A 23,366-nucleotide genomic window follows, 5' to 3' on the forward strand; every position below is an offset into this window, starting at 1 on the left:
AATGGAAAGAGAAGAAAAATTAGGGAAACTTTTTAAGGAAATAAATGTAAAGCCAAAGGATCTTGACCAAAATATAATGTCAGGAATCTATTCACACGTTGCATTGGAAAAAGCGGCGGATCGAACAGATTCAAAACCTTGGGTTTGGACTTATATTCTTCTCGGAATACTAGGTATTGGAGGAATATCATATGCTGTTTCTTTTATAAATTTTCAATCCGATTTTATTATTTGGATTATCGGCTTGACAGTCCTAATTCCTTTGGTATTGGATAAACTTCTGTTTTCTAATCGGAATATTAATTTGGGTTAATACTTTTCTAAGTTTAAAGACCAGAAGCTTGATATCAAAAATATATCTCCTGCGCCACCCTAAAAGTATTCGCATGCGCCTCAATAATCGTTTTGATTTCCGGGGAATAGCCACCGCCCATACTTACTTGGACTGGAATGTTTAAATCTTTGCACGTCTGTAAGACAAACCGATCCCGCTCTTTGCAGCCTTCCACCGTGCAATTTAGTCTTCCGAGTTTATCGGTTTCCAAAATATCTACTCCGCTTAAATAAAAGATAAAATCCGGATTTTGCTCCTCTATTAGCCGAGGTAAGGTTTCTTTTAATTTCTGAAGATAAAGTTCGTCTCCACTTCCATCGGGGACGGCGATATCCAAATCGCTTTCTTCCTTTTTAAAAGGATAATTTCCTGCTCCGTGCATAGAAAAAGTAAAAACTGAATCATCATTTTGAAAAATCTCTGCAGTTCCATTTCCTTGATGCACATCGAGATCTACAATCAATATTTTTTTAATAACCCATTCCGAGCGCAGCGAAGGAATCTTTTCATCGGAGGTGCCTTCTTTTTCAAGCAAAGCAACCCGTTCCTCATTAATTCCATACTTTCCCAACAAATACCGAGCAGCAATTGCCTGATCATTCAGCATACAAAAACCTTCCCCCGATCTGTATAAGCGTGATGCGTGCCACCTGCAATATTCATCGCAATCCCATTCCTTAAAGCGTATTCACAACCTTGAATTGTCCCTTGGGCAATGCGGAGCTCTCGTTCAATCAATGCTTCAGACAAGGGAAAACCAATTTTTCGGGCCGCTCGCCTCTCAATGGAAAGGTTTAGTAAACTGTCATAATATTCCTTGCTATGTACGGCCAGTATATCTTCTTCATTGGGCATTCCAGGTTCAAAGAAGTTTTTTGGCTGACAAGTTCCTTCGTATAACAATTGTTGAGGAATGAGATCATATTTTTCCATCGGAAAACGATGGCCTTTGGGCAATGGATATCTGTAAACGGGATGAAAAGCTATTTTAAGCACGAATATTTTTATATTTAAGGCATAATTGTCGGGAATAGGATCTTAAAAAGATAAAACCTAACAAATATCATAGTTTAAAAAGAAAGCAAGGCCGAATTTTGAAGCCATTTTTTAAAATATTTATAGCTATGACAACTTCGGGAAAAATAGAATTGATGGCCCCCGCCGGGAATTTTGAATCGCTACAAGCCGCTTTGGACAATGGTGCCGACTCCGTGTATTTTGGAGTGGAACAGTTGAATATGCGGGCGAGGGCGAGTATCAATTTTACGCTGGCCGACCTTCCCGAAATTGCCAAACGCTGCCAAAAGAAAAATGTTAGAACCTATCTAACGTTAAATACCATTATTTACGATCACGATCTGTCCTTAATAAAAACCTTGTTGGATGCGGCGAAGGCAGCAGGATTGACTGCCGTAATTGCAATGGACCAGGCGGTTATTGCTTATGCTCGGCAAATTGGAATGGAAATACATATTTCTACTCAAATAAATATCACCAATATAGAAACGGTGAAGTTTTATTCCCTTTTTGCCGATACAATGGTGATGAGCCGGGAACTGAGCTTGGGCCAAGTAAAAAAGATCGTCGATCAAATTGAAAAGGAGCAAGTAAGAGGCCCTTCCGGGAATTTAGTAGAAGTGGAAATCTTTGGACACGGCGCACTGTGTATGGCAGTTTCCGGGAAATGTTATTTAAGCCTTCATTCCCATAATTCTTCTGCCAACCGTGGTGCTTGTAAGCAGAACTGCAGAAAGAAATACACCATTATCGATCAGGAAACAGGTTTTGAGATAGAACTTGACAACGAATATATGATGTCGCCAAAAGACCTCTGCACCGTAGATTTTCTGGATCAGGTCATCGAAACTGGTATAAAGGTTTTAAAATTGGAAGGTCGAGGTCGCGCACCAGAATATGTTGCCAAGGTCACAAAGGTGTATCGCGAAGCCATTGATGCTTATTACGATGGAACTTATTCTCCTGAAAAAGTGGAGGAATGGATGGAAGAACTTGCCAAAGTTTACAATCGTGGTTTTTGGGGTGGATATTATTTAGGTCAAAAACTGGGAGAATGGAGCGATGTAGATGGTTCAAAAGCAACGCAGAAAAAAGTATATATAGGAAAAGGAGAACATTATTTTCCGAAGACCAAAATTGGTCAGTTTAAAATTGAAGCCTTTGATTTGAATCTGGGAGATACCATTCTCGTTACAGGACCAACTACGGGCGCAAAAGAATTTGAACTTTCAGAAATGTTGGTTAATGATGAAAACAATTCCACAGCAAAAAAAGGAGATTCCTGTACTATTCCCGTTCCATTCAGAATACGTAAGGCAGATAAACTTTATAAAATTGTCGCTTCTTAAAAATGGTGGTAGTTACCCTTCAGAGAAATAAATGTATTGGGTGTAATTATTGTGTGGAGGTTGCGCCCGAACATTTTAGAATGTCAAAAAAAGACGGCAAAAGTGTATTGCTACATTCCGAAGAGAAACGTGGGTTCTTCACACTTAGACTTGCGGACAATTCGCAGTTTGATGTATGTGAGCAGGCAGCTAAGGCCTGTCCGGTGAAGATTATCTCGACGAAATTGATTTAAAAATCTGTTTTCGTAGGTTCTTCATACTTAGGGTACATTCAGAATTCCTTCAGAAAATGAAAAAATATCAGCAAGATCTATTCTTATCATAGACAGAGTAAGGTAGTGAAAAACGTCAAAAAAATTAGATGTTTCTTTCCGACTCTTTTGAAATATTAACCGTTTCTACTTTTTTAGACCCAAAAATCTGCTTTTCGTAAAAGGTAATCCATATTCCGAAGAGAAGAATAACGCCACCAAAAAGCATTTGAAGGGTAACTTCTTCCCCAATAAACATCCAGGCCAGCAGTGTGGTCAATACTGCTTGTCCCAATAGGCTCACCGAAACTCTGGTTGCTTTCATATGTTTAGTAGCATATCCTAAAAGCAACCAAGCCATCAATTGACAGACGATTCCTTGTACTAGAAAAACTAACCATCCCGCGTTGCTATAACCTATAAAGGGTTCATTAAAGGAATAGCTCAAAATAGCCAAAAAGATGGCGGAAGTCGTTGTGCTCAAGGTTATAAACGGAACTACTTCCACTTCATAAAGCACATATTTGCTTACCAACATATAAATGGCATAAAACACTCCAGAAAGTATTGCAAATATGAATGCAAGATTAAAATCGAGATTTAGAAAGAAATGGAATCCTACCAAAGTTATCATTCCAAAAATGGCAACTACAGTTCCTATCCAGAAATTGAAGGTAGGCTTATTTCGCAAGAAAAAAAATGCCCCAATTCCCACCCAGACGGGTGATAAATTGGTCAGGAGGGTGGCTTGTGTGGCCGTAGATTCCTGAATAGCAATATTCCAAACTGTAACATCCAAAGCGAAAAGACCTCCACAAATGACGGTGAGCCAAAACATTTTCAAAGAGGGAATTCTATACTTCCCAGAAATAAGGGCAAAAGGAATTAGCATCGCGGCAGCAATCGCCATTCGGTAAAAGGCAGAAACTATTGGTGGCGCAAGCTTCAGCTTCACTAAAATAGGAAAAATGGAAATACAGATAATTCCAATGACAAGTGCGATTCTGGGCTTTGTCATAGCTTTAAAAATTGGGGATTATTAAGAGGGGCAAAATTAGGTTTTAATTCGGGGTACTTCGCTGTTAAAAGTCATATTAAAGAAACTTTTAACGGTGAAATTAGCATTCAAAGAATTTCGTCCATCACACCTCTTAGGTAAAGAGTGAAGTTTACCTTATTCCTTTTCCAATTTTAAAGTCATCTTCTTAATTCTATCAGCCAGTTTTTCTGAAGAAAGTTTTGCACGAAGACCATCGGTAATTATAGGAAAACTAAATGGTGTGGCCTTTTCACATTGTCGCCAAATAATTTTTTGTGAATTGATCCGCTCCAGTGCTTTCCGTAATCGTCCCTCCTCCAATTGATGTTCAAACGTTTCACGGTATGCTTGAAGGTATAAAAGATTATCCGCTTCATAATCTCGGAAAACATCGAAAAGCAGTTGACTGTTGCTCTGCAAGTGTTTCGTCTTAATTACTTTATTGGGATATCCTTGAAAAACCATTCCACTTATTACTGCGATATCCCTAAATTTTCGACGGGCGAGCTCGGTAGAATTTAAACTTTTATAAAGATCATCATAAAGATATTCAGGAGAAAATAGATCGTTGTCCAGAATGGTCTGAATATTCAAATATTGATCACTTAAAAGCTCAAAACCGTAATCATTGTAGGCAAGAGAAAATGAAATAGGAGAGAGCAAACTAATGCGATATGCCAGCAAACTACTCATCGCCTCATGTACAAAACGCCCTTCAAATGGGTAGAAAAGAGAATGGTAGCCGTCGCGAGTCTTAAAAGTTTCTATTAGAAATTCATTTTCACCTGGAACTATACTCTCTCTTTCCTGGCGGTCGAAAATATGGGCAAGTGCTTTTAATTCTGGCGTATTCCGTTTATGATCGGCCTCACTCTGCATTTCCTCCCTTAAAATTTGGCTCATTTGAGAAGACAGGGGTAATCTTCCTCCCAGAAAACTGGCCACTTTCCCCGATTTACGTGTGGACTTTCTCACTTGGGCAACCATTTGTCGCAGACGGACCAATTCCAAAGTTCTTCCAGCAAATACAAAACTGTCTCCCGGTTTCAACTTACTTAGAAACCATTCTTCAATAGTGCCGATAAATCCCCCAGTTACATATTTCACCATTAACATAGAATCGCTGACGATAGTCCCAATGCTCAGCCGGTGCATCATTGCAATTTGTCTACTTTCCACTTTAAAAAGTCCATCGTCCATTACCTCAACCTTTTTATATTCGTCATAAGCTTGAAGACTTTGACTTCCCAGGGTTATAAAATTTAAGCACCATTTCCATTGCTCATCAGTTATTTCTTGAAAACAAAAAGTGCTTTTTATCTCGGGATAGATATCTTTTGGATAAAATCCGTTGCCAACTGCCAAGGTGACCAAATACTGAATCAAAACATCGAAACTTAAAATGTAAGGTATTCGGTCTTCCACTACTTCTTCCTTTACCGCTCTTTTTAATGCTGAGGCTTCCAATAATTCCAAAGCGTGGGTGGGCAGGAAATAGATAACTGAAGGTTCTCCCGGTCTATGGTTACTTCGGCCAGCACGCTGTAGAAATTTAGCTACCCCTTTTGGACCGCCAATTTGTATAACCGTTTCTACCGGCGCGAAATCCACTCCCAGATCCAAGCTTGATGTTGCCACAACCGCTTTTAAAGATTCATTCCGAATAGCCTGTTCTACCCACAATCTTGTATCCTTGGCAATACTTCCGTGGTGCATCGCTATTTCACCGGCAAATTCGGGATGCGCACTTAATATTTTTTGAAACCAAATTTCACATTGACCTCTTGTATTGGTAAATATCAAAGTGGTTTTGCTGGCCTTTATGATGGGGATGATTTCTTCCAAAAGATGAAGTCCTAAATGTCCTCTCCATGGAAACGTTTCCATTGTTTTGGGTATGATGGATCTGACTTCGATTTTCTTCTTTTGCTTTGCCTTTATAAGAATGGAGTTTTTTCTGAATTCTGAATTCATTCCTAAAAGGACATCTTGGGCTTCTTCCAAATTCCCAATAGTTGCGGAAATTCCCCAAATCCGCATTTTTGGGGAAATGGTTTTCAATCGCGACAATCCTAGTTCCATCTGCACCCCGCGTTTGCTTCCCAAAAGTTCGTGCCATTCGTCAACTACAATGGCGGTAAGATTTTTAAATGTTTTATCGTATCCTTTACTTGCCAATAAAAGCATCAAACTTTCAGGAGTGGTAATTAGCAAATCGGGCATCTGCCGCTTTTGTTTTGCTCGCTCACTTTGTGAAGTATCCCCGGAACGAATTCCTACCGTTAATCCTGTCCCCAGATCATCGGCAAATCGCTGTGCAGCTTGTTGGATTTCAACGGAAAGTGCCCGAAGGGGAGTTATCCAAATAGCTTTAAGTCCTTTGGTATGTTTTGTTTTATAGTTGGGATTGTCCTTTATATATTGAAGAACGATGGGAATCCACAGCGCATAGGTTTTCCCACTTCCTGTAGGAGCATTGAGGAGTCCGTGCTTCCCATCGAGAAATGCCTTCCAGGTTTTTATTTGGAAAGGGAAGGGTTTCCAGTTTTTGGATTGGAACCAGGAAGTGGCGAGGGAGATTTGGGTTTTGTTTTTCAAATGTAATTTTGAAGTTAATTAATAAAGAGTGCAAAAACCACCCCGTCCGCCGGGGCGAACACCCCTCTTTTAAAAGGAGGGGAATCTAAACTGTGCTCTTAAGAAAAGCGAAGCTTCTTTTTGGGTTCCTTCCCTTTTAAAGGGAAGGTGGCTCGCTTGCGAGGCGGAAGGGTTATGGTTCCTTTTTAAAATGGTCTTTTATATCCTTAAGAACCGAAGGTAGAAAATCAAAAACCATTTTATTTTCAAATCTAATTATGGTAAATCCCAATTCCTCTAAATCTTTTTCTCGTTTTCTGTCATATTCTTCTGCATTACTGTTGAAATGAACTTGTCCATCAAGTTCGATAATTAATTTTTCCGAAGGACAGTAGAAATCTACTATATAATGATTGATGCTATGTTGCCGTCTAAATTTCCGCCCATCAAGTTTTGATCCTTTTAAATAATTCCATAAAAAAGCTTCTGCTGACGTATTGTGGTTACGGAGGTGTTTTCTGTAAACCTCCATTTCCTTACGATTGTGGATTTGCTTTTTCATAGATTAAATTTAATCAAAAAACGGGAACGCAACCACCCCGTCTCGCAAGCGAGCCACCCCTCCTTGAAAAAAGGAGGGGAGCTGTTTACTTCGGAATAAGTGCCTTCAAATCATCCAAAGTATTCGCCTCCTCCACAGGTTTATCCTTCCGCCACCGCAGCATTCTCGGGAACCGCACGGCTATTCCGCTTTTATGTCTACTGCTTTCTGCTATTCCTTCAAAAGCGATCTCAAAAACGTGGTGGGGAGTTACGCTACGTACGGGGCCGAAGCGCTCAAGGGTATTGTTCTTGATCCAGGAATCCAATTGGCGGAACTCTGCATCGGTTAGACCCGAATATGCTTTCGCAAAAGTTACTAGTTCGCCGTCTTCCCAAAGGGCGAAGGTGTAGTCAGTGTACAGATTTGCACGACGGCCGTGTCCACGCATAGCGTAGGTTAATACGGCATCAACGGTGAAAGGATCTATTTTCCATTTCCACCAATCTCCTTTTTTTCTTCCTACTAAATAAGGTGAATCCTTCCTTTTCAGCATTAAACCTTCACTTCGCTTTTCTCTTGAAAGCATTCGCTCTACTGCGGCGGCTTCCCAAGTATCGAAATTCATGGTTTGACTTAAATAAAGTCCAATTTCTGAAGAATTTATTCCCGAAATCAATTTATCCAGAATCTGCCGTCGTTCCACAAAAGGCTTTTGACGAATATCCTTTCCTTCCCACTCCAATAAGTCGTAAGCATTAAGGATTACGGGGGTTTTCTTTAATAATGCTTTTGATATGTTTTTTCTACCTATTCTGGTTTGAAGGGAATTAAAATTTCCAATTTCACCTTCACCAAATGGAAGAATTTCTCCATCCAAAACGGTTCCATTAGGTATTACTTTTAAAAAATCCTGATATTCGGGATATTTATCCGTTACCAATTCTTCGCCTCGCGACCAGACAAAGACTTCGTCGTTTCGAACAATAACTTGGCTTCGAATGCCGTCCCATTTATGTTCAAAGCTCCAATCGGAAATAGGTCCTAACTCTTCTTGAAAATTATCTTCAACGGCATAGGCCAGATAGAAAGGATAAGGTTTGCTCAAATAATCTTCTTCATTTTCTTCGAGAATCAGTTTTTTATAAGAGGTCGTTTCAGGTGTCCAATCGCCCATCAACTTATAGGCGAGAATGTCCTCATCAATTCCTGTGGCTTTGGAAAGGGCCCGAGTCATAAGTTTTTGGCTAACTCCGATTCTAAAACTTCCTGTAAGAATTTTGTTGAAAACGAATCGTTCAAAATAATTTAGTGCCAGCCAATTTTCGTGGAGGTATTTCTTTTTTTCTTCTTCGGGAAGAGTACGAAGCGTGATAATTTCTGAAACAAATTCAGAAAGGGATTTATCAGAATGTTCTTTAGAAGTAGGTAAGATTAATGCAATTGTTTCCGCCAAATCTCCAACAATATGATAACTCTCTTCAAAAAGCCAGAGCGGAATCCCACTAATTTCTGTAGCCCATTGTCTCAAAAGGGTAGTGTTCACGGGACGTTTTGGCCGCCGGTGCGAGAGAATGGCTATGGTCCACAACTTATCATCTGCATCTGCTTCTTGGAAATATGCAGTAAGGGCAGCTACTTTTTCATTTGTTTTGTTGGTGCTGTCCAGCTTCTTTATGAGTTGTGCGAATTGTTTCATAACCACCCCGCCGTTGGCACCCCTCCTTGAAATAAGGAGGGGAAAAGTTTAGGTTTATTATTTTTAATTGTCTTTATCATATTTCGTCATTTATCTTTGGAGCCGAATTGTGGTCACTGAGCGGAGTCGAAGTGCCTGTTTCAGATCCTTCTTCTTCATATTGGGTTTTTTCTGTTCTTGCATCGTAGCCTAATTCTTCCCGTAAATACCTTGAAAATATATCCGTGTAACCATGGGTTGTAATTATTTTTTCGCAGCCCGTAGCATCTATTGCAGTAAGCAATCCTTCCCAATCGGCATGATCGCTTAAAACAAATCCTCTGTCGATGGCCCGGCGTCTTCTGGCACCCCGAAAAGTCATCCAACCGCTGGCTGAAGCAGTGACAAAGGGAACAAACCGTCTGATCCATGTGCTTCCGTGCGCGCTTGGCGGGGCCACAATAATATTTCCTTTTATTTCTTCTTTGGAAGTTTCACGTGTAATTAGAGTCGTTGGAGGTAAATCGTAATATGGACGGACTACTTCAGTCATATTCTCTACTGCTCCATGAGTGTAGATTTTTCCTATGGAGGTGTCCAAATGTTTTAAAAGTCGCTGAGCTTTTCCCAGACTATAACCAAAAAGAATGGAAGTACGTCCTTCTTCTTTATTTGTTGCCCACCATTCATTGATGTCCTTAAATACTTCCGCTTGTGCTTCCCATTTAAACGCTGGAAGACCAAAGGTACACTCGGTAATAAAAGTGTGGCATTTTATAGGTTCGTAAGGTTCTGCCAGCCCATCATCCTCGGTTTTAAAATCGCCCGTAAAAACCCAGACTTCCCCTTTATATTCTACTCTTACTTGTGAAGATGCAATAATATGACCGGCAGGATGTAGGGAGAATTTAACCCCGTTTATTGTAAAAGTTTCGTTCCATTCTTTTCCAGTAACCTCAATTTCTCCCAATCTGTGCTTTATTATAGGAACATTATTATGGTGGGTAATATATTCTTTGTGTCCCCATCGGCTATGATCTGCGTGGCCATGGGTGACTATGCATTTGTCAACAGGTCGCCAAGCATCGATATATACATTGGCTTGTTGACAATAGATGCCTTTATCATTAAAAATAAGAAGTGGTTTTCTCATACTTTTTCAATAGCAATTAAAAATAATTAAAGGTTGCTAGTGGACTTCTGCAATTAAGAAAAGTTTATAGGATTTAGGTTTTTAAAATTGGAGTTGAAAAAGTTTTATAGTTTGCTGAATGAGGTCGAATTTGTCCGATACAAGTTCTATATTTGTCGTTTACTTAAAACTACTATATGTCATTTACAGATTTATTTGAGAGTGGGGAGCATTCACGTAATTTGAGTCACTTTGCGGCAATTGCTAATATGGCTACAGTAAACGGAAAGTTGGGTGTTGAAGAGGAAAAGATGTTGAAGCAATTTGCTGAGAAATTGGATATCGATGAAAGGGAATATGAGAAAGTCCTAAAAAACCCCAGTATCTTTCCAATCAATCCTCCCAATTCTGCAGAGGAAAGATTAGAGCGGATGCATGACCTGTTTAAGATTATTTTTGCTGATAACGTAATAGATGACCATGAGCGTTTTCTTATCGAGAAATATGCCATAGGACTTGGATATACTGTTGCTCAGGCCCGAGAGCTTATAGAAAAATCCATACGTATTTATACCGGCGGATTGAGTTTTGAGGATTATCGATATCTACTGAATAGATAAACCGTTTATAGTTATATATAAACTTGCTTTTGTCTTTGATCTTGATGCGAATCTGGAGTTATATTTTGTTTCCTTATAGATGGGACCGCCTCCTAATTATTGAGATTGTTTCTTACCATAGGAATTATTTTCAGCTTTAAATTATTCCTTGAATTGCCTTTTGAAATTGGTATCTTGCGTCAAAAATCAATAGAATAGAATATGATGCAGTGGGAACAGTTGTTATCTCTGAGGAAACAAGGGGACAAAACCAAGAGGTTACGAGCGGAAGAAAATGAAACCCGTCTTGGTTTTGAAGTGGATTACGATCGAGTGATCTTTTCTTCTGCCTTTAGAAGTCTGCAGGATAAAACCCAGGTTATCCCACTTTCCAAAACTTCATTTGTCCACACCCGTCTCACCCATAGTCTTGAAGTTTCTGTTGTGGGACGCTCCTTAGGAAGAACGGTTGGCAAATCCATTCTAGAAAAACATTCTAGGCTTGCTCATAAAGATGGTTATCAGTTTAATGATTTTGGAGGAATTGTGGCTGCCGCTGCGCTGGCTCACGATATAGGAAATCCGCCTTTTGGTCACAGTGGAGAAAAGGCCATTGGCGATTATTTTCTAAACGGGAACGGTAGGCGTTTTGAAGACTATCTTTCCGAAAAGGAATATCAAGATCTGATTGATTTTGAAGGGAATGCCAACGGCTTTAAAATTCTGACAGAATCTAAGAACGGAGTTCAGGGTGGATTACGGCTCACTTATGCAACTTTGGGCGCCTTTATGAAGTACCCAAAACAATCCCTCCCAAAACAACCATCTACATATGTGGGAGATAAAAAATTCGGTGTTTTTCAAAGTGAAGTTCCATTTTTTAAAGAAGTAGTTGAAGAACTTGGTCTTTTACGAAGAAACGCAAATCATTCCTATGCTCGACATCCCCTTGCATTTCTCGTGGAAGCCGCCGATGATATATGTTATACTATAATTGATTTTGAGGACGGTATAAACTTAGGATTAATTGAAGAAGAAATGGCGCTGGAATACTTGATCAATCTAGTGCGTGAAAATTTAAAAACAGAGATTTATTATCAGCTAGAAACGCCACCAGATCGATTGGCATATCTTCGTGCTCTGGCTATAAACACCTTGGTTTCTGAGGCATCGGCTGTTTTTCTAAAAAATGAAGAGGCTATTTTAAATGGAACATTCTCCGATGCCCTTTTGGATAGCAGTCAATATAAAGCCCAGATTGCGGATATAATTAAAATAAGTGTTGAAAAAATTTATCGGAGTAAAGAGGTTCAGGAAAAAGAGATTGCAGGATACAATATATTAACAACACTTCTTGATGGATCTACAACCGCATTTGAGAATTACCATAACGGTGTAGCAAGACCCTACGATACTCTGTTGTTGCGGACTGTTTCGCCTAAACTTACAAAATTTGATTCTGCCTATGAATATTTAATGGAATGTTGCAGTTACATCTCCAGACTTACTGATGGCAGCGCTGTGCAAATATTCAAAAAGATTAGAGGCTCTCTTTAAGCGATTTCCCTAAACGTTAAAAGCTTCAACATTGAAGAGTTATAACTTGTTTTATGATATTTTTGGGAATTCCAATTTTCAATACCTATCACCCGCAAACTTTGGATTCTTGTTGGATTGGAATCCTATAAAACCAAAATTAAACTTTCATGAAAAAAATTATTTATTTATTTGTTTTTCTAGTTGCCAATCTTTCTTTTAGTCAGGATTTTAGTGCAACTGTGAATTCGTATTTAAAGGATGCTCAATTAAGAACTGCTTTAAAGCAAAAAGATATTGCGGATATATCCATCGCATCGCAAAGTTATTCCAAGAGTTTGAAGGCCTATAATGTATATGTTGAGCAGCATTATCAAGGTATAAAAATTTACAATTCGGTTTCACCTTTTGTTATAAGAGATGGCCGGGTGCTAACTGCTAAATTATCTTTTGTTGAGAATCTCTCTAAAAAGGTCAATACTTCCGCTCCATCCATTACCGCTTTGGCTGCAATTTCAAAAGCGACAAATGGATTAGGAATAGATTCTCCATCCAGTTTAAGTTTATTGGAAACTGGAGAGCATAATGCCTATGTATTTTCAAATGGTAATATTTCTTTGGAAAATATTCCGGTGCAGTTGGTCTATCAAAGAGTGGGTGAAAATGAAAGTCTAAAGTTGGCGTGGGATCTCAGTATTTATTTATTGGACGGAAGCCACTACTACAGCGTACGGGTTGATGCTCTGACTGGAGAGCTTTTGGTGGTAGATGACTGGGTTGTCAGTTGTAATTTTGGTGAGGGATCACACTCTCATGGAACTACCGAAAGTGTTCTTTTTCCAAAGATAGCTCAAAGCCAGAGTGCTTTGGGAAGTTTAGTTGCACCTAGCTATAGAGTTTTTCCAATTCCTTTGGTTGGACCTAATGAAGGAGCAGATCAATTGGTGTCTGATCCATCCAATGCTTTGGCTTCACCTTATGGATGGCATGATATTAATGGAGCTCCCGGCGAAGAGTTTACAACTACACGGGGAAATAACGTTTTGGCTCGTGAGGATCATTCAGGAACTAATGGGGCAGGTCACCAAGCGGACGGAGGTGCTACTCTCACTTTTGATTTTCCTTACAATTTGCCCGATGATCCTTACAACTTTATGGATGCTGCAATTACCAATCTCTTCTATATGAACAACATTATGCATGATGTGTTTTATCAATACGGCTTTGATGAGGAAAGTGGTAATTTTCAAGCAAATAATTATGGAAGGGGAGGTAATCAGGGTGATTTTGTTTTTGCCGACGCCCAGGATGGTAGCGGGACGAATAATGCAAATTTCGCCACCGGTCCAGACGGGGTTTCCGGAAGAATGCAAATGTATCTTTGGACCCCGCGAGGTCAAGTTATAGGGTCCTTTCTAACCGTCAATAATGGTCCCTTGGCAGGAAAGTATTATACTACGGTGTCAGAATTTGGTCCAGATCTTCCAACCACTCCTATTACTGCTAATTTAGTTCTTGTGCAGGATGATAATTCAGGTCCTTCCGAAGATCCTCACGATGCCTGCGACGTAATTCTTAATGTTGCCAGCGTTGCGGGAAAAATTGCGGTGATACGAAGAGGAAATTGCGATTTTGTTTCGAAGGTTGAAAAAGCTCAGACTGCGGGTGCCATAGCAGTTGTAATGGTTAACAATGTTTGGGGCGATCCTATTATAATGGGCGGAGAAGGCCCCGATATTACTATTCCTGCTATTATGATCTATCAAAATGACGGGGAGGCAATTATCTCCTCTCTTCAAAATGGCAATACCATTAATGCTACCATTATTGATGATGGTTCGGGAGTGGATACCGATATGCGTGATGGCGATTTGGATAATGTTATAATCGCACACGAATATGGACATGGTATTTCGAATCGTCTAACGGGTGGTCGATTTACTGCTAGTTGTTTAATGAATGATGAGCAAATGGGTGAAGGATGGAGTGATTATTTCGGACTTATGCTTACTATGAAACCTACTGATGTAGGTGAAAATCCTCGGGGGATAGGTACCTATGCATTAAGCCAGGGGTATGGAGGACTTGGACTTAGAACGAAGCCTTACTCAACGGATTTTACACTGAATAATTTCACCTATAACAGCATTAAATCTCAAGCTGTCCCACATGGTGTGGGGTCAGTGTGGACTACTATGCTATGGGATATGACTTGGGCATTTATTGATGAATATGGATTTGATGCCGATATTTACGAAGGACAGGGGGGCAACAATATGGCGCTACAACTGGTTGTGGATGCCTTAAAAATTCAACCATGCAGTCCTGGTTTCGTCGATGGGCGCGATGCCATACTGCAAGCGGATGAAATCGCAAACGGTGGTGCCAATAGATGTTTAATTTGGAGAGCGTTCGCAAAAAGAGGACTGGGGCTTAGTGCAAATCAGGGAAGTTCATCAAGCAAATTGGATGGGACTGCTGCCTTTGATGTTCCGGAAGAATGTCAATTGGGCGTCGGAGATCTGGGCTCGGTTGAGAATAATTTTATTATATACCCAAATCCTTCACAAGGGGAATTGAACATAGAAGCAAGAATTTATGCAGGTCCTGCAAACCTCGCTATTTACGATATGAACGGTAGAAAGGTTTTCAATATGGATGTTGAAATTACACAAACAAGGAATATTGATATTAGCAGCCTGAAAACTGGAATATATCTTCTTAAAATTGAAGGTGGAGGTTATACACAAACAACTAAATTGGTGATTAAGTAAGTCTAATCACTTCATTATAAAGAAAAAGAGGCTGGATAAAGGCCTCTTTTTTGATTATAGGTGCTCGCTTATTTTCTCAGCTGATATACCAACCAACTCTGTTAATTGATCGATTGAGCCGTGTTCCGGAAAAATATCGGGAACTCCGAGAATTTCTATTTTGGAAGTATAATTATGGGTGACTGCAAAGGTAGCAACCGAAGTTCCCAATCCACCTTTTATTGTCCCGTCCTCGACGGTTATGATTTTCTTATATTTTTTAAAAACCTTATGAAGCATCTCTTCGTCTAAAGGTTTCAAAAATCGCATATCAATGCAACCAACGATATTTTGTTTTTTGGGTGGAAGGAGTTTAATTGCTTTTAAAGCATTCACAGATGTGGTTCCCAAGCATAAGATAACGGTTTCAAAACCTTCCCTTAAAACTTCAGCTTTACCGATTTCAATCTTTTCAAATGGTCTTTGCCAATTCAGAATATTGCCTCGACCTCTTGGATAACGTATAAATATGGGTAATTCCAATCCTAGCTGGGCGGTGTACATTATATTGCGCAATTCCACTTCATTACGAGGTGCGAAAATGATGAGATTTGGAATGCAGTTTAAATAAGCTAAATCAAATATCCCATGATGTGTAGCCCCGTCCTCACCTACAATTCCTGCACGGTCCAAACAAAAGATAACGGGAATTTTTTGTAAGCAAACATCGTGGATTACCTGATCGTATGCGCGTTGCAAGAAGGTAGAATAAATATTACAAAACACTTTGAAATCCTGAGTTGCCATTCCTGCAGCAAACGTTACGGCATGTTGTTCCGCAATGCCTACATCAAAGGCTCTGTCTGGAAATTCATCCATCATAAACTTTAAGGAGCTTCCTGTTGGCATTGCTGGGGTTATTCCTATTACTTTTTCATTATTGGTGGCCAATTCCACAATGGTTTTGCCAAAGACATCTTGAAACTTGAGAGGTAATGAATCCTCATTTTTTGGGGTTAAATCTCCGGTGAGGGCATTAAATTTCCCTGGAGCGTGATAAACCACCTGGTTCTCTTCCGCCTGTCTTAAGCCTTTTCCTTTTGTGGTGATTATATGAAGAATTTTAGGACCCGAAAGATCTTTCAATCGTTCGAGCTCTGAGATTACAAGGTCTAAGTTATGACCATCAATGGGTCCCGAATAATTTAAATTTAAGGCCTCAAATATATTGTCAGAAATGGAATCTCCATTCGTCTTAACTTTGGTAAAATAATCTTTTAAGGCCCCTACACTCGGATCAATACCAATGGCATTGTCATTGAGGATAATTAGTAAGTTGGTATCTGTTACACCTGCGTGGTTTAGAGCCTCAAAGGCCATCCCACTTGCGATGGAGGCGTCCCCCACAACTGCTATATGTTGTCTTTTTGTTTCCCCTTTTAATCGTGAGGCAATTGCCATCCCCAAAGCTGCGGAAATTGCTGTACTACTATGGCCTACGCCAAAAGTATCGAATTCACTTTCATCCCTTTTGGGAAATCCGCTAATGCCACCTAACTGTCTATTGGTATGGAAGATCTCTTTTCGCCCGGTCAGGATCTTATGCCCATAAGCTTGATGGCCCACATCCCAAACCAACAAATCTTCCGGTGTATTGAACACATAATGAAGTGCTAGAGTTAGTTCCACCACCCCGAGACTGGCACCTAAATGGCCCTCTTTGGTAGCTACTATATTTATAATGAATTCACGAAGTTCCTGCGCTAGCAATGGTAGTTTTTCCTGGGGAATTTTCCGAAGATCTTTAGGACATCGAATTGTATTTAAAAGATTTTTTTTCACCTTGTAAAGATACGGTTATTGGTAATTTGTTAATTCGTTTATTTGTAATTTCGTCCGAGGAGATCGGAATCGAAATCAAAAGCCACAACGAAACTTGCCGAAGGCGAACCGGAATCGAAATCGAAATTGAAAATGAAAATCGTCCATAGGTGGAGAATTGAAATTGAAACCGAAACCCAGATACCCAAAATTTGGAACCTGAAACTTGAAAAGAGAAAGCTTCTTAAACCTGAAAATTTGGAACTTTAACTTGAACTATAAACCTGAAACCTTTGAACATCATTCAACCTTACGACGATAATTATTTTATGAAAAGAGCTCTTCAGGAAGCTGAAATGGCTTACGAAAAAAAAGAGGTACCTATTGGGGCTGTAATCGTTATCAACAATCAAATTATTGCCCGAGCTCATAATCTTACGGAGACTTTGAACGATGTTACTGCCCACGCGGAAATGCAGGCCATAACCGCTGCCTCCAATTTCTTGGGAGGAAAGTATCTGAACAATTGTATTCTATATGTTACAATCGAACCTTGTCAAATGTGTGCAGGTGCCTTGTTCTGGAGTCAGATTTCAAAAATTATTTATGGAGCTAGGGACGAACAGCGGGGATGTATCTCGATGGGGACCCAGCTTCATCCAAAAACGGTAATGACAGGTGGTATCCTGGCCGAAGAAGCGTCGCAATTGCTAAAAAAGTTTTTTATTGAAAAACGGAACCTAAATTAAAAAAGCCCTTCATTTCTGAAAGGCTTGGTTTAAATAAACTATTCGTTTTTTTAGTCATGTATTACGCGAACTTGCGCTGCTACACGTCCTTTTCTTCCTTCTTCCTCAACAAATTCCACTCGGTCACCTTCCCGTATGGTTTCGCCGTTTAAGCCGGTAACGTGTACGAAAATGTCTTTGCCGGTTTCGTCGTTGGTAATAAAACCAAAACCTTTTGATTCATTAAAAAATTTTACTGTTCCTTCCATTGTAATAAAAAATAAATTAATTGTATATACAAATGTATGACAAATCCAAGTCCATTTATTAACCGAATTAATTTTTTTTCAATACTCCTGCCAATATCAATCTTTTTTGTTTTGGTAATCGTGCATTTTCATGATATTTTCTTTGTTAAGCATATAATCTTTTACGCTTCTATCTTTCCATCTATGGTACACAAAAGCTGGCATTAGCACAAAAAAACCAGCCATCAAGGAGAGTCCTATCAATAAATCGCCGGTTGCAGGATCAGTAGGTTTTAAATAGAAACCCAATGCAATGCCTATAACTACAATAAAGAATAATATGATCAAAAAATATTTCATAGTTTTCGTTTAATATCTTTATTAGACGTGCAAATTCTTAAAACTTCTGGGATCAGCTTAATTTATTTTGTAATCTGAACTTTTAAGTGAAGTTCTTCCAACTGCTTTTTATCTATGGCTGCAGGAGCATCGATCATCACGTCCCGACCGGAATTATTTTTTGGGAAGGCAATATAATCCCGAATGGTTTCATGTCCACCGAGAATCGCTACCAATCTGTCGAGTCCAAAGGCGATTCCTCCGTGTGGTGGCGCTCCATATTGGAAAGCATCCATTAAAAACCCGAATTGAGCTTTTGCCTCTTCAGGAGTAAACCCAAGATAATCGAACATTTTTGACTGTGTTTCCTTATCATGGATTCTTATGGAACCTCCACCTATTTCATTCCCATTTATAACCAAATCGTATGCATTCGCTTTTACTTCGCCAGGCTTACTTTCTAAAAGTTCAAGCTGGCCAGGTTTTGGTGAGGTAAAGGGATGGTGCATAGCATAATACCGCTGGGTTTCTTCATCCCATTCCAGTAATGGGAAATCTACCACCCATAATGGAGCGAATTCTTTTGGATTTCTTAATTCTAATTCCTCCGCTAGGTGCATTCTTAAAGCACTTAATTGCGGTCTAACTTTGTTTTTATTTCCAGAAAGTACGCAGATTAAATCCCCGGGTTTTGCACCCGTAACCCTCGCCCATTCTGCCAAATCTTCGTCGGTATAAAATTTATCCACGGAGGATTTATAACTACCGTCTTCATTGCATCGAACATAAACCATTCCCAAGGCTCCCACTTGTGGACGCTTAACCCAATCTGTAAGTTTGTCAATTTCTTTTCTAGTGAATTTATTTCCTCCGGGAACAGCTATTCCTACAACTAATTCCGCCTGATTAAATACGCTGAAATCTTTATGTTGGGTCACTTCGTTCAGTTCGCCAAACTCCATTCCAAAACGGATATCCGGTTTGTCATTTCCGTATTTAGCCATCGCATCATCATAGGTCATTCTGGGGAAATCGGTTACTTCAATGCCGTTAATTTCTCTCAGTAAATGCTTGGTCAATCCTTCAAAAGCATTCAAAATATCTTCCTGATCTACAAATGCCATTTCGCAGTCAATCTGTGTAAATTCGGGCTGACGGTCGGCTCGCAAATCTTCATCGCGGAAACATTTAACTATCTGGAAATATTTATCCATTCCTGCAACCATCAACAACTGTTTGAATGTTTGTGGGGACTGGGGAAGGGCATAAAATTGACCTTCGTTCATACGGGAAGGAACAACAAAATCGCGTGCGCCCTCTGGAGTAGATTTAATCAAATATGGAGTTTCCACTTCAATAAAACCTTTATCGGAAAGATAGTTCCGTACCGCAATTGCAACTTTATGACGAAAAATCAAATTTTCGCGAACGGGATTTCGGCGGATATCCAAGTACCGATATTTCATCCGTAAATCCTCCCCGCCATCCGTTTCATCTTCAATGGTGAAAGGAGGGGTTTGGGATTCATTCAGGATTATTAATTCTGAAACCAGAATCTCAACATCACCTGTTGGCAAATTGGGATTTTTTGATTGACGCTCAATGACGGTTCCGGTAACTTGAATAACAAATTCACGGCCCAAACTGGAAGCTTTTTCAAACAACTCTTTCGAAGTGCGATCAGCATCAAAAATTAATTGTGTAATGCCATAGCGGTCCCGAAGATCCACCCACATCATAAAACCCTTGTCACGAGTACGTTGAACCCATCCTGAAAGTGTTACTTCTTTATTGATATCTGCTGCCCGAAGTTGGCCGTTATTGTGTGTTCTGTACATTCTAAATTTAATTGGAGGTGCAAATTTAAGAAGTTAAAGTGCAATTAAGTGAGTTTAAAGTGCTAATATCATTTTTTAAGCTAGTCTTTCGCTACTTGTCGCCTGTCGAGCTCTTATTTTTGTTATCTCCTTCATTCTACGTTTTTTCCTAACTTTAATTTTGACGCGCAATACCAAGTAGAACATTACCGGAACTACGATTAAAGTTAAGAAGGTTGCAAAGGTTAGTCCGAAAATAACGGTCCAGGCTAGAGGTCCCCAGAAAATTACGTTGTCCCCACCAATATAAATATTGGGGCTGTAATCTGTGAATAACCCAAAGAAATCGATGTTGAAACCTATTGCTAAAGGTATAAGACCTAACACGGTTGTGATGGCGGTAAGAAGAACGGGACGCAAACGAGATTTTCCACCAGCTACTATTAGTTCAAAATACTGGCGTTTGGTGAGCATGTCGTCTTCATCCATTTCCAGTTCGAACATTTTTCTATCTATTAAAATCTGGGTATAATCAATAAGTACAATGGCATTGTTAACTACAATTCCCGCCAAGGAAATAATCCCCATCATCGTCATAATGATAACAAAATCCATGTGGAATATAACCATTCCCAAAAATACTCCAGCCAGACTCAGGACTACCGAGGACAGGATTATCATAGGTTTTGATAGGGAATTGAATTGCGCTACCAAGATCAACAAAATACCACCTAGTGCGAAGAATAACGCCAACATCAGGAAGCCCATATTGTCTGCCTGTTTTTCTTGTTCTCCTGTAAAGGCCAGAGAAATATCTCTCGGAAGTTCATAATTCTGAAGTTCGGTTTTTAAATCATTTACGATTTCGGTTCCGTTATAACCTCCCAAAACATTGGAATAAAGAGTGATTGTGCGTTTTAAATTTTTTCTTTTAATGGAACTGAAGGACGCCGTATTATTTTTAGTAACTACAGAGGAAATAGGAACTTGAACAATTTTTCCTTGATTGTTTCTAAAGGTGATAGGTTGGTTGAAAAGTACACTTTCATCATATCGATATTCGGGAGCCAAGCGGACGTTTATTTCGTAATCCTCGTCATCTTCCTTATAGGTAGATGCTTCTTCCCCAAAAATTGCACGACGAAGAGTTTGGCCTATTTGTCCCGTAGAGATTCCGACAAGCCCAGCCTTTTCCCGATCTACGGACACGTTCATTTCTGGTTTGTTTTTGTTTACGTCTATTTTAAGTTCCTCAATACCTGCAATTCCGGAGCCTTCAATAAAGGTCCGTAAATTCTCCGCAGTGCGGAGCATTTCGTCATAATCATCTCCGCTCAATTCAAGGTTTATAGGATATCCCACTGGTGGACCGGCTGCATCTTTTTCAACAATAATGGAAGCGCCGGGGAAACCTTTGACTGCATTTCGAACTTCTTCAAGAACATCGCTACTTTTTACGCCACGTCTTAGCTGATAATCGCGCATTGATAGCGTTACTTTTCCTTTCTGGGGCATATCACTGCCTTGTCCCCCATCTGTCATGGGGTTTCCAGCACCTTGACCTACCTGCGAAATGGCACTCTCGACCATGTAATTGTAGCCGTTATCATCATATTTTGAGATAACATCGTAAATACGCTCTTCTACTTTTTTAGTTAGTTCATTTGTCTTTTCAATATCTGTTCCCTGTGGATATTCGATATAAGTAATTATCTGATTGGGTTGGTTTTCTGGGAAAAAAAGTACTTTTGGTTTAATGATTCCAACTAAAATAAAGGAAAAGATCAATAAGGCAATGGTTGAGAATAAAAACACATAAGCCTTTTTCCCCCGAAGAGCGAAGGCGAGAGTTTTTTCATAAGCGTCTTCTAATTGTCTTAATGATTTATACTGGAAGTACTCTACAGCTCCTGCCAATACATATTTATAAAACCACAACATTATGGCACTGAGAATCGCAAGATTTCCAAATCCGCGTAGCGCCGCCACATCCATTATGAATCCTGCGACCAGTAATAGAATACCGACACCCAAGATGATTAGGCTCCATCTTATAAGTTTTTTCTTTGCAACTGGTTCTTCCTCCACTTTCATAAATTCTGAAGTAAGCACCGAATTTATTATCAGTGCCACAAAAAGTGAGGATGTGAGCACAACAGAAAGTGTTATTGGGAAATAAATCATAAATTTTCCAATGGTTCCTGGCCAAAGTCCCAATGGGAAAAAGGCAGCTAGGGTGGTAGCGGTGGAAGCAATGATGGGCCAAGCGATTTCGCCCATTCCTTGTTTAGCTGCTTTACGGCGGGTCATGCCTTCGCTCATTAAACTGTACACGTTCTCAACTACCACAATCCCATTATCTACCAACATCCCCAGACCCATCACCAATCCGAAAAGTACCATGGTATTCAGCGTAAAACCAAAAGCGGATAGAATGGATAGTGACATTAACATGGAGAGTGGAATGGCAAAACCAACAAAAAGTGCATTTCGGAATCCCAAGAAAAACATTAAAACCAGAACCACCAGGATTACCCCAAAAATGATATTGTTCACCAAATCATTAACTTGGTTTGCAGTCTTAATAGATTGGTCATTTGTTAGGGTGATATCCAAAGATTCTGGAAGATAATTTTCCTGTTCAGCGGCCAAAAGTGTTTTAATCTGTTCAACCGCTTCAATCATATTTTTCCCTGCCCTCTTTTTAATGTCCAGCATTACCACTGGCTTTCCGTATTCCCGCGCATAGGTAGTTGGATCCTTCTCTTGGAATTTTATTGAAGCTATATCCTTTAAAAATATAATCCCGTCATCTCTTTTTACAACCACTTTTTCCAGTTCTTGGGGATCTTTCATTTCACCGGTAATCCGAATATTTTTCTGGACTCCATGGGTGATAATATTTCCACCTGAAATGGTTACATTTTCACCTTTTATCGCATTGATAATATCGTTAAAACTCACCTGCGAAGCAGACATCCTGTAAAGGTCCACTGCCACTTCAACTTCTTTATCATCAACACCTCGTATAGTCGCTTCTTTAATTTCAGGAAGAAGTTCTATTTTGTCTTGAAGGTATTTGGCATAATCTTTAAGCTGCTGAATGGGATAATCTCCGGTTAAGTTGATATTCAGAATCGGAAATTCCTCGGAGAAATTCAATTCAAAAACATTAGGTTCCACCTTGGCACCATTGGTAAGAACCGGCCATGTGGTCTCGGCTTTTACCTGATCAACCTTATCCTTGATTCGTTGTTTGGCAATGGGAATTGCAACTGTTTCTTCAAACTCAACTATTATGGTGCTATAATCCTGCAAAGTTGTGGAAGTAATCTCCTTAACCCCTGCCACGCCTCTAAATTCTTCTTCCAATGGTTCTGTGATAAATTTCTCCACATCCTCGGCAGAGTTTCCAGGATTAATGGAACTCACATAGATTTTGGTTTCAATTATTTCCGGAAAGGCCTCACGAGGCATACTGTAATACGCAAATACGCCTAAGAACAGAATGATTGCCATAATCACATAAACAGTCATCTTGTTGTCTATGGCCCAAGAGGAAATACTAAATTCTTTATACGGATTTTTGCTCATGATGCAAAAGTTT

17 protein-coding genes and 1 pseudogene are annotated in these 23,366 nt (G+C 39.6%); 7 read left to right on the forward strand and 11 right to left on the reverse strand.

Translation table 11 applies throughout. The features are described 5' to 3' along the window. Position 1: 1 nt before the first annotated feature. Positions 2–313: a hypothetical protein gene (locus EI546_RS12465; RefSeq protein WP_128250848.1), complete on the forward strand. Its 312-nt coding sequence runs from the start codon at positions 2–4 to the stop codon at positions 311–313. Between the two features lie 34 nt (positions 314–347). On the opposite strand, the pseudogene EI546_RS12470 reads toward EI546_RS12465, so the two are convergent. Next, a pseudogene (locus EI546_RS12470) lies at positions 348–1,330 on the reverse strand (histone deacetylase family protein). Positions 1,331–1,458: 128 nt separating this feature from the next. Here EI546_RS12470 and EI546_RS12475 point away from each other — a divergent pair. Continuing rightward, positions 1,459–2,700: a peptidase U32 family protein gene (locus EI546_RS12475; protein ID WP_128250849.1), complete on the forward strand. Its 1,242-nt coding sequence runs from the start codon at positions 1,459–1,461 to the stop codon at positions 2,698–2,700. Positions 2,701–2,702: 2 nt separating this feature from the next. Continuing rightward, positions 2,703–2,933, forward strand: a complete 231-nt coding sequence (locus tag EI546_RS12480) for a ferredoxin (RefSeq protein WP_128250850.1) — start codon at positions 2,703–2,705, stop codon at positions 2,931–2,933. A gap of 124 nt (positions 2,934–3,057) precedes the next feature. Here the strand turns inward: EI546_RS12480 and EI546_RS12485 are convergent, their stop codons facing one another. From EI546_RS12485 to EI546_RS12505, 5 genes are all read right to left on the reverse strand, one after another. Continuing rightward, on the reverse strand, positions 3,058–3,969 hold the full coding sequence (locus EI546_RS12485) for a DMT family transporter (protein WP_128250851.1): 912 nt from the start codon (positions 3,967–3,969) through the stop codon (positions 3,058–3,060). Between the two features lie 156 nt (positions 3,970–4,125). Beyond that, entirely contained in the window at positions 4,126–6,588 is a 2,463-nt protein-coding gene (locus tag EI546_RS12490; protein ID WP_128250852.1) for a ligase-associated DNA damage response DEXH box helicase, read from the reverse strand. Positions 6,589–6,760: 172 nt separating this feature from the next. Then, on the reverse strand, positions 6,761–7,129 hold the full coding sequence (locus tag EI546_RS12495) for an endonuclease domain-containing protein (RefSeq protein ID WP_128250853.1): 369 nt from the start codon (positions 7,127–7,129) through the stop codon (positions 6,761–6,763). A gap of 85 nt (positions 7,130–7,214) precedes the next feature. Beyond that, positions 7,215–8,807: an ATP-dependent DNA ligase gene (locus EI546_RS12500; RefSeq protein ID WP_128250854.1), complete on the reverse strand. Its 1,593-nt coding sequence runs from the start codon at positions 8,805–8,807 to the stop codon at positions 7,215–7,217. A gap of 76 nt (positions 8,808–8,883) precedes the next feature. Further along, positions 8,884–9,939, reverse strand: coding sequence for a ligase-associated DNA damage response exonuclease (locus EI546_RS12505; protein WP_128250855.1), 1,056 nt, complete (start codon positions 9,937–9,939; stop codon positions 8,884–8,886). A 176-nt stretch (positions 9,940–10,115) separates the two neighbouring features. Between EI546_RS12505 and EI546_RS12510 the strand changes: the two genes are divergently transcribed. The 3 genes from EI546_RS12510 (at position 10,116) to EI546_RS12520 (ending at position 14,827) form a co-directional block, all read left to right on the forward strand. Further along, on the forward strand, positions 10,116–10,538 hold the full coding sequence (locus tag EI546_RS12510) for a TerB family tellurite resistance protein (protein ID WP_128250856.1): 423 nt from the start codon (positions 10,116–10,118) through the stop codon (positions 10,536–10,538). Between the two features lie 204 nt (positions 10,539–10,742). Then, complete coding sequence (dgt, locus tag EI546_RS12515) at positions 10,743–12,074, forward strand: dGTP triphosphohydrolase (RefSeq protein WP_128251615.1); 1,332 nt, start codon at positions 10,743–10,745, stop codon at positions 12,072–12,074. Between the two features lie 149 nt (positions 12,075–12,223). Next, positions 12,224–14,827 (forward strand): T9SS-dependent M36 family metallopeptidase, encoded by a 2,604-nt coding sequence (locus EI546_RS12520; RefSeq protein ID WP_128250857.1) that lies wholly within the window; start codon positions 12,224–12,226, stop codon positions 14,825–14,827. A gap of 54 nt (positions 14,828–14,881) precedes the next feature. On the opposite strand, the gene EI546_RS12525 is transcribed toward EI546_RS12520, so the two are convergent. Then, positions 14,882–16,648, reverse strand: a complete 1,767-nt coding sequence (locus tag EI546_RS12525) for a 1-deoxy-D-xylulose-5-phosphate synthase (RefSeq protein ID WP_128250858.1) — start codon at positions 16,646–16,648, stop codon at positions 14,882–14,884. 278 nt (positions 16,649–16,926) lie between these two features. On the opposite strand from EI546_RS12525, the gene EI546_RS12530 reads away from it, so the two are divergent. Then, complete coding sequence (locus EI546_RS12530) at positions 16,927–17,376, forward strand: nucleoside deaminase (RefSeq protein ID WP_128251616.1); 450 nt, start codon at positions 16,927–16,929, stop codon at positions 17,374–17,376. Between the two features lie 50 nt (positions 17,377–17,426). On the opposite strand, the gene EI546_RS12535 is transcribed toward EI546_RS12530, so the two are convergent. The 4 genes from EI546_RS12535 to EI546_RS12550 form a co-directional block, all read right to left on the reverse strand. Beyond that, positions 17,427–17,624: a cold-shock protein gene (locus tag EI546_RS12535; protein ID WP_128250859.1), complete on the reverse strand. Its 198-nt coding sequence runs from the start codon at positions 17,622–17,624 to the stop codon at positions 17,427–17,429. A 96-nt stretch (positions 17,625–17,720) separates the two neighbouring features. Further along, positions 17,721–17,963, reverse strand: a complete 243-nt coding sequence (locus EI546_RS12540) for a hypothetical protein (protein ID WP_128250860.1) — start codon at positions 17,961–17,963, stop codon at positions 17,721–17,723. 62 nt (positions 17,964–18,025) lie between these two features. Further along, entirely contained in the window at positions 18,026–19,780 is a 1,755-nt protein-coding gene (gene aspS, locus EI546_RS12545) for an aspartate--tRNA ligase (RefSeq protein ID WP_128250861.1), read from the reverse strand. 75 nt (positions 19,781–19,855) lie between these two features. After that, the gene (locus tag EI546_RS12550) at positions 19,856–23,353 is read right to left on the reverse strand and encodes an efflux RND transporter permease subunit (RefSeq protein WP_128250862.1); all 3,498 of its coding nucleotides are present in this window, start codon (positions 23,351–23,353) and stop codon (positions 19,856–19,858) included. Positions 23,354–23,366 lie beyond the last annotated feature (13 nt).

Origin of the sequence: Aequorivita sp. H23M31 (genome assembly GCF_004022485.1) — a bacterium.
Lineage (GTDB): Bacteria > Bacteroidota > Bacteroidia > Flavobacteriales > Flavobacteriaceae > Aequorivita > Aequorivita ciconiae.

Excerpts from the sequence above, each read along its gene's own strand:
- EI546_RS12465 (WP_128250848.1), top strand. The coding sequence starts at position 2 with ATGGAAAGAGAAGAAAAATTAGGGAAACTTTTTAAGGAAATAAATGTA.
- EI546_RS12475 (WP_128250849.1), top strand. The coding sequence starts at position 1,459 with ATGACAACTTCGGGAAAAATAGAATTGATGGCCCCCGCCGGGAATTTT.
- EI546_RS12480 (WP_128250850.1), top strand. The coding sequence starts at position 2,703 with ATGGTGGTAGTTACCCTTCAGAGAAATAAATGTATTGGGTGTAATTAT.
- EI546_RS12485 (WP_128250851.1), bottom strand. The coding sequence starts at position 3,969 with ATGACAAAGCCCAGAATCGCACTTGTCATTGGAATTATCTGTATTTCC.
- EI546_RS12495 (WP_128250853.1), bottom strand. The coding sequence starts at position 7,129 with ATGAAAAAGCAAATCCACAATCGTAAGGAAATGGAGGTTTACAGAAAA.
- EI546_RS12500 (WP_128250854.1), bottom strand. The coding sequence starts at position 8,807 with ATGAAACAATTCGCACAACTCATAAAGAAGCTGGACAGCACCAACAAA.
- EI546_RS12505 (WP_128250855.1), bottom strand. The coding sequence starts at position 9,939 with ATGAGAAAACCACTTCTTATTTTTAATGATAAAGGCATCTATTGTCAA.
- EI546_RS12510 (WP_128250856.1), top strand. The coding sequence starts at position 10,116 with ATGTCATTTACAGATTTATTTGAGAGTGGGGAGCATTCACGTAATTTG.
- dgt (WP_128251615.1), top strand. The coding sequence starts at position 10,743 with ATGCAGTGGGAACAGTTGTTATCTCTGAGGAAACAAGGGGACAAAACC.
- EI546_RS12520 (WP_128250857.1), top strand. The coding sequence starts at position 12,224 with ATGAAAAAAATTATTTATTTATTTGTTTTTCTAGTTGCCAATCTTTCT.
- EI546_RS12535 (WP_128250859.1), bottom strand. The coding sequence starts at position 17,624 with ATGGAAGGAACAGTAAAATTTTTTAATGAATCAAAAGGTTTTGGTTTT.
- EI546_RS12540 (WP_128250860.1), bottom strand. The coding sequence starts at position 17,963 with ATGAAATATTTTTTGATCATATTATTCTTTATTGTAGTTATAGGCATT.
- aspS (WP_128250861.1), bottom strand. The coding sequence starts at position 19,780 with ATGTACAGAACACACAATAACGGCCAACTTCGGGCAGCAGATATCAAT.
- EI546_RS12550 (WP_128250862.1), bottom strand. The coding sequence starts at position 23,353 with ATGAGCAAAAATCCGTATAAAGAATTTAGTATTTCCTCTTGGGCCATA.